The sequence below is a fragment of the Demequina sp. B12 genome (assembly GCF_028823635.1).
In the GTDB taxonomy this organism is placed as follows: Bacteria; Actinomycetota; Actinomycetes; order Actinomycetales; family Demequinaceae; genus Demequina.
On record NZ_JAPEHU010000002.1, the window covers coordinates 465,726 to 479,893 of the forward strand.

General features: G+C 63.3%; 10 protein-coding genes. 4 read left to right on the forward strand and 6 right to left on the reverse strand.

Features of this window, described 5'->3' with window-relative positions:
* Positions 1 to 73 precede the first annotated feature (73 nt).
* Positions 74 to 3,550, reverse strand: coding sequence for a bifunctional proline dehydrogenase/L-glutamate gamma-semialdehyde dehydrogenase (locus tag ON058_RS06715; RefSeq protein ID WP_274668251.1), 3,477 nt, complete (start codon positions 3,548 to 3,550; stop codon positions 74 to 76).
* A gap of 84 nt (positions 3,551 to 3,634) precedes the next feature.
* Between ON058_RS06715 and ON058_RS06720 the strand changes: the two genes are divergently transcribed.
* Positions 3,635 to 4,543, forward strand: coding sequence for a LysR family transcriptional regulator (locus ON058_RS06720; RefSeq protein WP_274668252.1), 909 nt, complete (start codon positions 3,635 to 3,637; stop codon positions 4,541 to 4,543).
* On the opposite strand, the gene ON058_RS06725 is transcribed toward ON058_RS06720, so the two are convergent.
* Positions 4,485 to 5,285: an EI24 domain-containing protein gene (locus ON058_RS06725; protein ID WP_274668253.1), complete on the reverse strand. Its 801-nt coding sequence runs from the start codon at positions 5,283 to 5,285 to the stop codon at positions 4,485 to 4,487. The genes ON058_RS06720 and ON058_RS06725 overlap by 59 nt on opposite strands.
* 69 nt (positions 5,286 to 5,354) lie before the next feature.
* On the opposite strand from ON058_RS06725, the gene ON058_RS06730 reads away from it, so the two are divergent.
* The gene (locus ON058_RS06730; protein ID WP_274668254.1) at positions 5,355 to 6,797 is read left to right on the forward strand and encodes an amidohydrolase; all 1,443 of its coding nucleotides are present in this window, start codon (positions 5,355 to 5,357) and stop codon (positions 6,795 to 6,797) included.
* On the opposite strand, the gene ON058_RS06735 is transcribed toward ON058_RS06730, so the two are convergent.
* Positions 6,794 to 7,219, reverse strand: a complete 426-nt coding sequence (locus ON058_RS06735; RefSeq protein WP_274668255.1) for an OsmC family peroxiredoxin — start codon at positions 7,217 to 7,219, stop codon at positions 6,794 to 6,796. The genes ON058_RS06730 and ON058_RS06735 overlap by 4 nt on opposite strands.
* 81 nt (positions 7,220 to 7,300) lie before the next feature.
* Between ON058_RS06735 and ON058_RS06740 the strand changes: the two genes are divergently transcribed.
* On the forward strand, positions 7,301 to 7,924 hold the full coding sequence (locus tag ON058_RS06740) for an alpha/beta hydrolase (protein WP_274668256.1): 624 nt from the start codon (positions 7,301 to 7,303) through the stop codon (positions 7,922 to 7,924).
* Here ON058_RS06740 and ON058_RS06745 read toward each other — a convergent pair.
* The 3 genes from ON058_RS06745 to ON058_RS06755 are packed head-to-tail and all read right to left on the reverse strand — an operon-like array spanning position 7,921 to position 12,145.
* Complete coding sequence (locus tag ON058_RS06745) at positions 7,921 to 8,850, reverse strand: NUDIX domain-containing protein (protein WP_274668257.1); 930 nt, start codon at positions 8,848 to 8,850, stop codon at positions 7,921 to 7,923. The two genes, ON058_RS06740 and ON058_RS06745, sit on opposite strands and share 4 nt — an antisense overlap.
* A 43-nt stretch (positions 8,851 to 8,893) precedes the next feature.
* Complete coding sequence (locus ON058_RS06750) at positions 8,894 to 10,507, reverse strand: amidohydrolase (RefSeq protein WP_274668258.1); 1,614 nt, start codon at positions 10,505 to 10,507, stop codon at positions 8,894 to 8,896.
* Positions 10,508 to 10,549: 42 nt separating this feature from the next.
* A complete protein-coding gene (locus ON058_RS06755) occupies positions 10,550 to 12,145 on the reverse strand; it encodes an MFS transporter (protein ID WP_274668259.1) in 1,596 nt (531 codons plus the stop codon).
* A gap of 411 nt (positions 12,146 to 12,556) precedes the next feature.
* Here ON058_RS06755 and ON058_RS06760 point away from each other — a divergent pair, with 411 nt between their 5' ends.
* On the forward strand, positions 12,557 to 14,107 hold the full coding sequence (locus tag ON058_RS06760) for a M15 family metallopeptidase (RefSeq protein ID WP_274668260.1): 1,551 nt from the start codon (positions 12,557 to 12,559) through the stop codon (positions 14,105 to 14,107).
* Positions 14,108 to 14,168 lie beyond the last annotated feature (61 nt).

Below are 14,168 nucleotides of genomic sequence, written 5' to 3' on the forward strand. Positions count from 1 at the left end.
CTCTCCAGGTGTGTCCCGATGAACTGAGCCACACACTAGCGGGCGCCGGTGACGGAAAGAGTGAACTCGGGTGCTAGTTCTGCGAGTCGACCGCACCTTGTATCAGTGCTGCTTTGAGAGCTAGCGCTGGCGCAAACGGAGTGCCGTACCGATGAGCGCACACCGAAACCGACTGCTCACGCAGGAACGGGAGCAGTTCGCGCTCCGCGTTGATGGTGGCAGCTGACGAGTACACCGCAAGGTCGGCGTGGCCGCGGAGTTCCGGCTCCACTGTGCCGACGACTCGAACTCGACCTACCGTTCGTGCCCGGCGTACAGCCGCCTCGGCAGGCTCCCTGTGGATGTCGACTGCGGCGGATAGTGCCTCGAGCGCTGCGCTGGACACTGTGGGCGGGATGGACAGTGTTGCCTGCCCTGTAGCGCGAATCGAGGCTCCAATGGTGCGGAGCACATCGGTATGCGATGCCCCGTCCCACCTGATCGTGGCGGGCAGAGCCCGGTACCTGTACACGTTGACCTCTGAGCGAAGTCCGCTGGGGTCGTGCCCGCGACCAAACTGTTCCTGCCATGCGCGCTGGTCCGCAGCGAATGAGCGCAGAAGACGATCTCGGTCAGCGTCCGTCACGATGGAGCCGGCTTGCTCGATTGCCGGCTCGAGCAACGTCGCGACCGGAGTTACCTCCGCGGACACGCTGGTAGCGTCGTGGTCTGCTGCCCACCGTGCGAGCGAGCCCACGTAGTGAGGACCGCCTGCCTTGACCGTGGGTCCCACGACGGATCGCTTCCAGCCCCCGAATGGCTGGCGCTGCACAATTGCACCTGTCGTGGTGCGGTTGACGTAAACGTTGCCGGCCTGGACGGTATCCACCCACAGCGCCATCTCTTTGGGGTCCAGCGAGTGCAGGCCTGCGGTAAGTCCGTAGTCGACCGCGTTGACCACTTGTAGTGCTTCGTCGAAAGTCTCAACACAGATAAGTCCCAGAATCGGTCCGAAGCATTCGGTGAGATGGAAGAACGATCCTGGCTGCACGCCTGCCCGCACACCAGGCGTCCACAGTGTGTCGGTCACCCTCTGAGGCTCGACCCACCAGCTCTCGCCGTCTTCAAGCGATGTCAACGCACGTGCGAGCTTCCCCTGCGGCGGGACAATGACTGGCCCCATATCCGTGGTGGGATCCCAGGCCTCCCCCACCTTCAAGGACGTGACTGCATCGATCAGTTGATTGCGGAAGCGGTCTGACCTGCCAACGGAACCTACAAGCACGGCGAGCGAAGCTGCGGAACACTTCTGCCCCGCATGCCCGAACGCGGAGGCGACGAGGTCCGCGACTGCGACGTCGAGATCCGCATGAGGCGTGATGACGAGAGCGTTCTTTCCGGAGGTCTCTGCGCGTACATCGAGCGTGGGTCGATGGTTGAGGAAATGCTGCGCGGTCTCGTAGGCGCCGGTCAGGATGACCTGCTCGATGCGCTCGTCGCCGATGAGGTCTGATCCGAGCACATCGGTGTCAAGCGATAGTAGTTGGATGACTGACTGAGGTGGATTCGCCTCCTGAAGAACCTCCCACAGCACGGCGCCACAACGTCCGGCCTCAGGCGCCGGCTTGAGCAATACTGCGCTACCGGCCGCGACTGCCGCCATGGTGGACCCGGCGGGAATCGCCACAGGAAAGTTCCAAGGCGGGGTCACCAACGTCACGGCGTGCGACTGTGCAATTGCACCCACACCATCGCTGAGTGACAACGCGCTAGCCGCGTAGTACCGCGCAAAGTCAACCGCTTCCGACACCTCGGGATCGGCTTGGTCAGGGGTCTTTCCTGCTTCACTGACCATAACTTCTACAAGCCTGGCTCGGTTGCGTTCCAGGGCATCGGCCATACGGCTCAACACTTCCGCCCTGGTTTGAGGCGACGACTGGGACCACACCTTGCCCGCCGTCTGTACACGCCCCACCACCTGGTCCAATGCCGAGCTCTCAGCGACATGCGCCGCCGCGAGGGTATCGACCCCGGCCATTGATGTCCGTGCGCGGTCGAGCACGCTCCGCATCGCCTCGCGTTGCTCCCAGACCGACGGGTCTGTGTCCGCTGCGTTCGCAAAGGTATTGCCGAGGTCCCACGGCTCCACGGACGTCACCTCCCTGCCGCGCGTGCGACTGGGCGGATCCGTCATCACCGCGACCGACTCGAGGAATGCCTCCCGTTGTGCATCCAAGGCCTCCCTGTGCGAACCTGCCCGCGCGGCATCTGCCAGGTAATTCCCTGGGCTGGCGACCTCTTCAAGGCGCCTCGCCAGGTATGCCAAGGCCACGTCGAAGTCGTGCGGGTTCACCGCCGGTGTGTACAAGCGGACGGGCCCCGCATCCTCGCTCACGGCAGCCACGGCACCCGGCGCCATCCCCAACAACATCTCGACATCCATGCTGTCTGTCAGGCCTCGCGACAGTGCAAGTTCGAACGCCCACGCAATGTCGAACAGGTTGTGTCCAGCAACCCCCACACGTAGCGAGCTGGCGGTGTCGGCACTCAACGCTTGATTGATCAGCCGCTTGTAGTGAGCATCGGATTGCGCCTTGGAATCCCACGGCGCTTGCCGCCACCCGTGGAGTTCTGCGTGAACACGTTCCATCGAAAGGTTGGCGCCCTTCACGATCCGCACCTTGAGTGGCGCTCCCCCAGCGCTGCTTCGACGTTGCGAGTAAGTCTGAAGCTCCGTCAGCGCCTGCAGCGAGTCAGGCAGGTATGCCTGAAGCACCAGCCCAGCACTGAGCCCACGGAACTGTGGGTCATCCATGAGTCGGGTGAACACCGCGACCGTGAGATCGAGGTCGTGGTACTCCTCCATATCCAGGTTGACGAAGACGCCACCGTGATCGACGGCGTCCCGATACAACGGCGCCAATGCCTCCACGATGTCGTCGACTGCCTCGGCAAAAGCCCAACGGGAGTGAGGCGCAACAGCGGCAGAGACCTTGATCGATACGTAGTCGACGTCTGGATGGCGAATAAGAGTCCGCGTGGTCTCGACACGCTTCGCTGCCTCACGACGTCCCAGAACAGCCTCACCGAGCAGGTTGAGATTGACCCGGGTGCCGTCGCGACGGATCGACCGCAGGGCCTTGCTCAGTTGACGGGGACGTACATCGACCACCAGATGCCCCATCAGTGCCTGGACAATGAACCGCGCGCCGCGTGCCGTCAAGGTGGGGGCCACGCGTGCTGCAACGGCCCCTGCCGCGACGGACCAACGCAATGGTGGGGTCGCGGCGCTGGGCACGGACTGTTGTGCGCGGACTAGCGACTCGGCCGCAATACGCAGATCCTCCGGCCGGAACAGGCCGTCAAGAAGTTCAGTGAGGAACCGTAGTCCTCCGTCTTGAGCCAGGAGGTGGTTCATGAGTCGAGACGCCACCGGCACTGGGGTGTGGCGCGCGTCCCGCGTCCACCGTTCCGCGCGTGCCAGGGCGGCCTGCACGAGGCGGGAATCTCCAGTCGACAGCTCACCGTTGGCGGTGTGAGGAATGCGCGACGGCGCAGCATCTGTGCTCATGGCATAAGTGTGCGCCTGGGTCTCAATCCAGCACCAGCGACACTATTTATAGCAATTCATGAAGTCTTGCTTCATGATGGGGAGATGTTCGATCCCGTCCACTTGCGCACGCTGCTGGAGTTCTCTGCGCGCGGGACCATCACAGCGACAGCCGATGCCCTGGGCTACACACCATCGGCGGTATCCCAGCAGTTAGCAGCACTGCAGCGGGAGGCCGGGACGCCCCTGACGCGCCGCGCGGGAAGGGTCCTCTTGCTGACTGCGGCAGGGACGGCGCTTGTCCAGTCCGCCGCCGCAGTGCTCGACTCGATTGAGGTGGCTCACGCGCGAGTGGACGCCACCCGGTCCGATACCCACGGCACCGTGCGAATCGCCATCTTTCAGTCGGCTGCGCTCGCGCTGCTGCCCACAGTTCTCGATGAACTTGCGGAGAACGCCCCCGCCCTCCGTGTCGAGGTCACTCAAGTAGAGCCTGCCCAAGCGTTACAAGACACGTGGGCCCGCGAGTATGACCTGGTGGTAGCTGAGGAGTACCCCCACCACTCTGCACCGCACTATTCCGGCCTGGTACGCCACACGCTGGTGCAGGACAGAATCGCGTTGTGCCTCAGCAATGAGCGTCAGGAAGCGACCGTGACGGCCTGCGCCAAGCTCCCATGGGTAATGGAGCCGCACGGCACTGCGTCACGTCATTACGCAGAGCAGGCGTGCCGGGTCGCCGGATTCGAGCCGGACGTCCGGTTCGAGACAGCAGACCTTCAAGCTCAACTCGCGTTGATCGAGGCGGGGCACGCGGTGGCGTTCATCCCGGCGCTCATGCTCCAGGGTGCGCCCCGCCAGGTGAGAGTCATTCCGGGCCAGACAGAGGACCGGAGGACGGTGTTTGCAGCGGTGCGCGCGGCATCGCGTCAGGAACCCGGTGTGCAAGCCGTCCTCAACGCGTTACGACGGGCCTCGTATCCGTGGACGGACCAGCCGCCACCAGTCTCGTAGCGCCCGCCACCATAGTCGGGAACATGACGATCCCGGCGAACGGAATCAGCATCACCAAGAATGCACCGGTGCCGTACCCCCAAGCGCGGGGACGCATGGGCCGCAGTGCAGCCCGCCTTGCGCGCAGCGTCACTGCTCCCCGCCTTGCCCACGGGTAAGTGGTCAACTCCAACGCCAACATCCACCCTCCCACCAGCGCTGATGCCACGAATGCGGCAGCAGAGCCCACCACCGGAATCATGCTGACGATGAGGCCCGCGAGCCCCACAGGTACCGTGAGGAGCAACAGTCTGAGCGCCTCGCCAATGCCGCGCAACGTAGCCGTCAGAAGCGGCTCCTCACCGGCTCCGACCGTGGGAGGCAAGGTGTCGATGTCTCTGCTGAGACGCTCGTAGAACGGTTGACCCACCATGAGGGTGACTGCGGTGAAGGTCACCACTGCCGCGACAAAGGTAGCCCCCACAATCGCCAACGCGAATGCCACCGCAATGACGGTCAGTAGCCACCCCGTTGCCCCCGTGAGGTCTGCAAGCCACCGTGCCATCGACGGAGCTGCGAATGCCATCCCGACCACGACAACCGTCATAGCGCATGCGACGATCACCGCGGGCACCATGCCGCGCGCCATCACCGTGGCGTGCGTGCGCCATAGGGCGACGGCTTTGACCACATCGGCCATGCCGGCAAAGAAGGCCTGAGTGGGCCTGAGCGGCCGACCTGCGGGTCCCGATGATGCTGCCATGGCCCGATGCTAGCGGCAGGCGGATATCCTGACGTCTTCCTTGCACGCGCCTAGGACGGAGCCCCCTCAGTGACCTCGTGGTACTTGGACAATGTGCGAGTTGTCGGCGCCGATGCCCCCACCGCACTCGTCATTCGTGACGGGGTGTTGCAGGCACCTGGCAGCGACACCTCCGGTCTGGAACGTCTCGATCTTGATGGACGGTGGGTGATGCCCGGCCTGTGGGACAAGCATGTTCACTTCACCCAGTGGGCGATCGTGAGACGCCGCCTTGATGTCTCCCAGGCGACGAGTGCGCATGCAGCCGCCCAGATCGTCGCGGCGCGGCTTGTGGCTGAGTACAACCACAGCGAGCCTCTCATTGGATTCGGATTTCGCGACTCGTTGTGGGACGACCACGCGAATGCAGAGGTTCTTGACGCGGTCGCACCTGAACGGCCGGTCGTACTGCTGTCCGGCGACATGCATGCGTGCTGGGTGAACTCTGCCGCACAGCGCCGCTTCCAACTCTCGACAGCAGGCCTGGTGCGCGAACATGAAGCCTTCGCATTGCAAATGCGCCTTGACCGGGAGGCACCGGGCGACGAAGACGTTGCCTTCTCCTCAGCGGCGGCCGATGCTGCTTCCAAGGGCATTGTGGGCATCGTCGATCTGGAGATGGCCCAAAACCTCGACGGGTGGGCTCACCGGATCAGCCACGGATTGCACGCGTTTCGGGTGCGTTCGGGTTTCTACCCACAGGAGTTCGATGCACGAATTGCGGCAGGCCTGAGAACGGGCGCAACCATCGAAGGCACCAATGGGCTCCTCAGCATCGGGCCATTGAAACTCATCACCGATGGCTCGCTGAACACACGCACCGCGTACTGCCATGAGCCGTACCCCGGCACTTCCCACCATGGAGACCTCACGATCTCCGCTGACGACACCGCTCAATACCTTTCACGTGCGACGGACGCCGGCTTCTCAGTAGCGGTCCACGCCCTCGGCGACGCGGCCGTGACCCACGCGCTGGACGCGTTTCGGGACACAGGCGCCCAGGGCTCAGTTGAGCATGCCCAACTTGTAGCGCACACCGACCTAGCCCGCTTCCGTGAGAGCGGTGTCACCGCATCGGTCCAGCCTGCGCACCTCTGGGATGACCGTGACGCGACTGCGAAGCATTGGCATGACCGCGCCGACCGGTGCTTCCCGTTCGCCTCATTGCGTGCGGCAGGTGCGCAGATTGTGCTGGGTTCCGATGCTCCGGTGGCTCCGCTCGACCCCTGGCGCGCGATTGCCGCTGCAGTCCACCGCAGCGCTGACGACCGCGAACCATGGAATCAGACAGAAGCGTTGACCCGTGCGGAGGCGCTCGCTGCGAGCGTCGACGGGAGATCCCTCCAGCCGGGCGACCCCGCCGACCTCATCGCGCTCGAGGACAACCCACTCGCCTGCACTCCGGAAGAGCTCATGGACATGGCCGTGGCTGCCACGGTGGTGGGTGGCGAGTTCACCCACTGGTCGCTCTAACTCAAAGTGGCACTGGCGAGTACGAGCTCGATACCCGCGAGGGCCTTCGACACAGGGCAGTTGGTCTTGGCATCTTCCGCGAATCGTCCGAACAGTTCCTGATCCAGTCCTGGGACTGTTGCTTCAACGGTCAGCACTGAGCGCAGCACACCCTCGCCGGGTTGGAACTCCACAGCGGCTGTCACGTGGACGCTCTCCGGCGGCGTGCCGTGCTGTCCCAGTTCGTGAGACAACGCCATCGAGTAGCAGGACGCGTGCGCAGCCGCAAGGAGCTCCTCTGGGGTGGTCGTCGAGTCTGACCCCTCCGAACGGGCTTTCCAATCGACGTCAAAACTGACGACGCCAGATCCTAGCGAGGTGTGGCCTGAACCATCGGCAAGGCCACCCTGCCATGAAGTCGACGCGGTACTCGTGATTGCCATGGTGCTTCTCCCGGGGGCTGAGATGCTCACCGGACGCTCCGGCGCGCCGTTCCAGTCAAACATGGCAGGCATACTGGCGCCATGGACATTCCTGTCGGCGTTTTTTCTTCCCAGTTCGAGAACACGGATTCCGCTCTTCCCACGGTGCTGCTTCTTCACGGCTACGGATCCCATGAGCACGATCTCACCGGGCTCTCCTCCTGGCTGCCGCGTCACCTCCGGTGGGCATCGCCGCGCGCTCCCCTGCCGTTGGGGCAAGGCGGAGCCGCCTGGTTTCCGTTGACTTTGCCTGATGAGCCTGCTCAGGCCCCGGTCGACGACGCCACCAAGGCGTTGTGGGCATGGATCGACGATGTTGCGGGTGACGGTCCCATCATCCCGGTGGGCTTTTCACAAGGCGGACTCATGGCCACCGAGCTTCTCCGCACGCGTCCGGAGCGGGTTCCTGGGGCTGTGGTGCTGGCCGGCTTCATCACCGCCGAGGGCGAGTCCGACGATCCTTCCCTTGCAGATCGTCAGACGCCAGTGTTCTGGGGCCGCGGAGATGCGGATCCCGTCATTTGGCCTGCGGCTGTTGAACGCACCCAAAGGTGGCTTGCCACCCATAGTGCACTCCAGGAACGGTCGTACCGTGGGCTTGGCCACAGCGTGAGCGAGCAAGAGATGGACGATGTCGCAGCATTCTTGCGCGACCTGCTCCACTAGCCGTGGAGCGGTGGTGACGAGGGCGTGCCAAGCACCTTCAGGAGCCAGCCGGCAGACAGCGCGCTTGCTCCAGCATCGCGCGCCCGCCCCTGGAGTTCTCGATCGCTCGTCACCACCCAGCATCGCTCGCCACGCGCCGTGGACTCAGCCGCCTGCTGGACCACAGCATCGTCCCCCGAAGAAGGCGCTGCGACGACCTCGACCTGGTCAGTCCCAGCCGTCTGCCTGGCCTTCCCCTCCACCACGGCGGTCCATTGTGGGAACCAGCGGTGGCCCGTGAGCGTCAGGTCCTCGGCCGCTACTCCGTGAGGGACGGCATCGGTGATTTGGGCAATCCACCGCGACGCGGCCGCCGCACGGTCACGCCACCACCCGTCTGGAACCGACCCCATGACGTTGGCGAGGTCCACGATGATTCGGGGGCGCGTCCGCACTGCTTCCACGAGCCCCGGCCAACTCCGAGCAAAAGCGGGATGCAGGGGCATCAAGCCAACCTCATCAACAGGTGTCCACCTCAACTGGATGCTTTCGGCATCCATCATTCGTGGCTCAAGGGTGTCGCTGGCGTCAGCGATCACGGTTGTGTAGGTCCATACTTCTTTGTCGAGCTGTGAACTCGTACGCGGGCGAACGTCACGAGGAGCAATGCCCGCTTCTTCCTGTGCTTCGCGGAGCGCCCCGGCTAGCGGTGCTTCATCTTCGTGAAGCGCGCCGCCCGGGATGCCCCAGGTGCCGCCGTGGTGGCTCCACTGCGCACGGTGTTGAAGGAGCACGCCCTTGCGTGGATGCACCGCCAACAGACCTGCAGCCCCAAACCGGCCCCAGAAGCGTTCGCCGTCCGCGTTGTACACCCACGCATCCCCCGGGTTCCGGTGGTGACTGAGCGCGGGTGGGAGGTGCGAGTGCGGATCACGGCGGGGCTCCATAAGAGCCACCATCCCACAGGCGCTTACCTTTCCGCCAAGGCTCCTACTCGCTCAAGTAAACCGTGCGGCCACGCTTCACGGTGCGCAAAATCGAGACGTTTCGAATCGCGTCCGGCTCTACTTCCAGCGGATTAGACTCAAGCACCACCAGGTCAGCGACCTTGCCCACCTCAATTGAGCCCAAGTCGTCCTCGCACCGGTGCTCGTACGCGGCGTTCCAGGTCAGCGCACGCAGTCCTTCTGCGGCCGTGATGGACTGCTCTTGACCCAGGACTACGCCGCCTGTGGACCGACGCACGACGGACGTCCACAGCAACTGCAGAGGGTTCAACGGCGTGATGGGGTAATCGGAGTGGTTGGTGGGCTTCAAGCCTTTGTCGATAGCCGCCCGCATGGGCGAGATACCGAATGCACGAGCCTCACCGAAGTTGCGAATGTGCGTGTCGCCAAACAGCCAGGTGTGAATCGTGAACATCGAAGGCTCGAAGCCTTCAGCAACGTAGTCGTCGAGCTGATCCAAGCGCATGACCTGCGAGTGGATGGGGATGGTTCGCGGCGTGGGGGTGATCCCCTGCGCGACCGCGGCTCGGTGTGCCGTGAGAAGTTGGTCGATAGCGGCGTCACCATTGCAATGCGCGAACACCTGAAGGCCATGGCTGTAGGCAGCGGCCACAACCCGGGAGGTGTCTTCCTGGTTGACGAACGCGATGCCGTGCCAATGAGTCTCACCGCCGGGACCCCCCTCGAGGTACTCCTCCGTGACGTTCGCAGTCTTCCCCTGAGGTGAGCCGTCGAGGATGAGTTTCACGCCCTGGACGGTGTGTCCATTCACCGACGTGTTCACGAGGCCCTTGGCAAGAGCATCTTCGAGTTCGGTGAACAGCACCAACGAACGTACGTCGACAGGTAGTTGCATGCGTTCGGCGAGCGCACGGACGGCCTCGATCTGCTCAACGCTGGCAGCTCCATCCTGCACCGTCGTGATTCCCCATCGGGCATACTCCTGCAGCATCGACAGGAGGGCGTCATCGTCGGTGGTCAAGAAGTCCAAGACGAGCGGCATCCAGGCTGTCTCCCACAGCACACCGTTAGGCTTCGATGTGCCGGGGTAACGCACAATGGATCCGCCCTCGGGGTTGGGACATCCATCGGTGTATCCCGCCTGCTCAAGTGCTGCGGTGTTGGCGACGCCGCCGTGCCCTGAGATGTGGGCCACCACCACCTTATGGTCAGGGAACTCCGCGTCCAGAAGCGCCGCGGTGAGTTCACCGCCGTCGTCCATCTCATCCGGGTAGTAGGCCCAACCGACGAGGTACTCCCCAGGCGGAGTCTGGTTCTTCGCAAGGTTGGCGTGCAGCTTGGCGATGATGTGATCGACTGTCCGCGTGTCCCCCACCGGCGGCGTATGGAGCGCGGCGTGACGGATGTATGGAGCCCCCATAGAGACGTGGCTGTGCGCGTCAATGAAACCTGGCACCACTGTCGAGCCATCGAGCTCGATCACTTCGGTCTTGTCCGATGCCAGGGCCCGAACATCGGACGTCGTGCCAACGGCGGTGATCCTGCCATCAGTGACCGCTACAGCCTCGGCGGTCGAGTCATTCTCGTCGACGGTCAGCACAGTGCCGCCTACCAAGATCAGGTCGGGTGTTGACATGGTCTGTCCTTTGTTCGTGGCTGATGTGAGTGGGACTGCGGCTTAGCGGTCGGGGGTGGGAGTGGTGCCGGGTGATTCGGCGTCACCCTCCGCGCTTGCGCTCTCTGGCGCTGCAAGCGCAACGGGAACACCGGATGAGGTCAAAGGTCCGTCGACCATGGTTCCGGCCTTGCGCATTCGCGACGCCTTGGCGAAGAAGAAAGTCGAGATCATCCACAGAAGGACCAGGATTCCGGCAAAGATGAGCATTGTGCCGTCGAAGGCATTCATGAAGGCGCCGCTTGCTTCGCCCACCACGGTGGAGACAGTCGATGCGTCGTACTGGGACATGTCACCACCGGAGATGTACGTGGTGATCATGCCGGTATAAGTGCCCTGCTGCTCGGGCTGGACGTTTGCTGCGGCGAACGCTTCCGCGATGCCGCGGCCGTACTGACTGAAGAGGAACGTGGTTGACAGTGCTGTTCCGAGCGCAAAGCTGAGTTGTCCGATCGCAGTCTTTGACGATGCCATCGCACCGGTCAGCGCTGCAGGTGGCTTCGCGACAAAGAACTGCCCCATCGTGGCCTCATTGAGCATGCGGGCAAAGCCTCCGACAAGCATGAGGACGAGGAAGAAGACGTAAGGCGAATTCTCATTCGTCAAGGCGAACACCAGAAGTGTCACGATGAGCAGCAGGTGGCCCACCATGAGGTTTCTTGAAGCGGGTACACCCTTGGCTAGCAAGCGGCCCGCAACTGTCGCCCCCACGACCATGGCGAGACTCAGAGGCATGAGTGCGAGAGAAACCTGGAGGCCGCCCCACAGCGTCACGTACTGCCACAGCATCGACAACATGATGGTGACCACGGCTTGCCACATGTTGAAAGAGAATCCAGTTGCCACGGAGCCCGCCAACTCAGGGTCACGGAAGAGTCGAACAGGGAAAGCCGGGAACTGAATGCGTGCTTCCCACCAGATGAAACCAGCCATGCTGAGCAGGCCAACACCGAGGGGAATCAATACTTGACCCGCACCCCAGCCATAGCTGGCTGCGTTGGAGAGTCCGTAGATGATGCCGACCATCGCGACTGCGATAGCGATCAACCCCACGAAGTCGAATGGGCCGGTCTCGTCAGCCTTCGCTTCCGGTAGGCCTCGCATGCACATGAGGAATGCGATCACCGCAACGATCGGCAGCAGGAGGTAGCCGGCTCGCCAGGAAATACCTGCCAGGTATCCGGCCAGGACGCCAAGCACAAGTGCTGCGGCCGTCTGTCCAGCGAGCCAGAATGCTACGGCTTTAGGAAGGTTGTCGGGCAGCACTGACCTGAGAAGAGCAAAAGACAACCCGAAGGCCGCGGCAATGCCCATGCCCGTGATCGCACGTCCCAACATGAAGATGGGTGTCACGGGTGCAACGGCTGTCAACACCCCGCCCACAGCGGCAACCACCAAACCCGCAAGCATGACTTTGCGGCGTCCAAGGCGATCGCCAAGTGAGCCTGCCGTCAAGATGAAGGCTGCAAGTGCCAGCGTCCCCACAGATGATGCGAACGCTCGCTCCGCACCCCCCATGTCCAAGTCGACCGCAGCATCAATCACCGCGATCGAGTTCGCAGTGGGGTCTACGACTTGCAGGCACGAGGCTGCGGTCAAGGCGACTAGTGCGGCTGTTGCACCTCGGGAGGTGCGGGAGGTGCTAGTGGCTGTGGACATGTAAATCCCCCGGCATCCTGCGTGTTGAGTGTCTGATCGACGTGCGCTTTTGACGCTAGCACTGGTGTCACCGACGTGCCCGGGGAACATGGTGTGACAGATGTCATACCGGATCGTGCGATCGGCGCGAACCAGGGGTGATGTCGGTCGGGGTGCGGCATCTTAGGCCTTTAGGCAGGGGTCCTTCTGGCGACCTGCGACCTTCGTTATAGAATCGTGACCCAGATGCTACCCAAGCGCGGCGAAGATGCGCGCTCACGACAGGCGACACGGTCGCCCATCGCATGCACACGCCGCTGAAGGGGCGTTGCCGCGTGCCTCCTCACCCCCCAACCCCCTCCCCGCACACTTATGAAGTTTTCTTCCCGCTACTTTCATCCCCGCTTCCTCGCTATCTTTGCGTTGGCCAGTTTCTCCACCGGGTTCCTCGGTGCGCACGGCGCGTTCGCTGTGGACCGCCACGTTGCGGTAGGGCAAGCACGTGCTGCCGCTGTCGAGCTCGAGGAACGCCAACGCATTCTCGAAGAGAGCCTTGCTGAAGCCGACGCAGCGACGGCCGACGCGCAAGACTTCTCCGACGCCGAACCGGTCGCAGCAGCCGCAGGCGAGCTCGACGCGGTGACCGCCGACGCATCGGCGTCCATCGGCATCTCTACTTCGACCCCGCTGGTGGTCGTGGAAGACACGGAAGAATCACCCGAGCCCGAAGCATCGGCAGAACCGGAAGTGACGACGACGCACGACTCGGTCCTGCTGAGTAACGACGTTGAGAATGCCACAGCGAACTCGGTCCAGACTGAGACCGTCATCGACACGGAAACCTTGGAGAAAGCTATCGAGGGGGCTCTCGACGACGCAGACGAGGCACGCGACGCAAAAGAGCGCCTCGAAGCTGCCGCGGCGGAACTCGACCTTCAAGCTCAACAGATCGCCGAACGCACGGAGCACCTGGCTACCGCCACGGTCCAGGCAAAGCACGAATCTCAGCTCGATGCGCTTGAAGTAGCACAAGACGGCTTGGCGACAATCAATGACATCGTCGACGAACTCCTCCCGCAGTTGGAAGAGACCGTCGACAACGCGGATACGCTCGACGAAGCCACGTCCGCTCACCAGCGCCTGCAAGCCGTGCTCGCCACTGCCTACGACACCACCGACGCAGAATCCGTCGATGCGCAAGCGGCCGCTGTCGCGGAGGCTGAGGCTGCCTTCGAAGCTGCCGTGGTCGCGGTCCGTGACTCCCACACTGCGTGGGTCGATGCTCAGAACGAGAAGATCGAAGCGGAGAACGAAGCCGCTACGGATGCTTACAAAGCCGAGTACAACGAAGCGCTCGCCGCGTGGTCTAGCGCTAACGAGGCCGCGGTCGCTGCGAACTCCAATGGCTGGACCGGTCGCCCGTCTGGCGTCAGTGGCTCCAATGGTGCGGTGTCCTCTGACAGCCTGTGCGAGCTGGACTTCGCTTCCGGCCACTATCTGCAGTGCGATGCTGCTGCAGCTCTCGAACGCGCCGACAAGGCGTATTACGAAGAGACCGGCCAGCATTTCTCCATGACCGATAGCTACCGCACGTACGCGTCGCAGGTCACCACCTACGCCCGCAAGCCGGGCACGGCAGCCGTTCCCGGCACCTCCAACCACGGCTGGGGCATGGCCGTCGACATGGACTTGGCGTCCGCGACGTGGCTGGCACTCAACGGAGCAGAGTATGGTTGGGTACATCCCACCTGGGCGCGTCCCGGTGGTTCACGGCCTGAATGGTGGCATCTGGAGTATGTCGCCACTTCTGTCGGGAGCTTTAGTGCTCCGCAGAAGCCGGAAACGATCGCGACTGTGCCCAACCTCTTCGAGGAAGCCGGTCTTGGTGCCCCGGAAGAAGCCGAATCCGACAACGAGGACTAAGCCTCTTCCGGCTGGCGTGTGCCTGCCTGGCTAGGCACAACTTGGGCTGTCATCCCGCGAT

Coding starts and splice junctions, on each gene's coding strand:
- ON058_RS06715 (WP_274668251.1), bottom strand. CDS start 3,550: ATGAGCACAGATGCTGCGCCGTCGCGCATTCCTCACACCGCCAACGGT.
- ON058_RS06720 (WP_274668252.1), top strand. CDS start 3,635: ATGTTCGATCCCGTCCACTTGCGCACGCTGCTGGAGTTCTCTGCGCGC.
- ON058_RS06725 (WP_274668253.1), bottom strand. CDS start 5,285: ATGGCAGCATCATCGGGACCCGCAGGTCGGCCGCTCAGGCCCACTCAG.
- ON058_RS06735 (WP_274668255.1), bottom strand. CDS start 7,219: ATGGCAATCACGAGTACCGCGTCGACTTCATGGCAGGGTGGCCTTGCC.
- ON058_RS06740 (WP_274668256.1), top strand. CDS start 7,301: ATGGACATTCCTGTCGGCGTTTTTTCTTCCCAGTTCGAGAACACGGAT.
- ON058_RS06745 (WP_274668257.1), bottom strand. CDS start 8,850: ATGGAGCCCCGCCGTGATCCGCACTCGCACCTCCCACCCGCGCTCAGT.
- ON058_RS06750 (WP_274668258.1), bottom strand. CDS start 10,507: ATGTCAACACCCGACCTGATCTTGGTAGGCGGCACTGTGCTGACCGTC.
- ON058_RS06760 (WP_274668260.1), top strand. CDS start 12,557: ATGAAGTTTTCTTCCCGCTACTTTCATCCCCGCTTCCTCGCTATCTTT.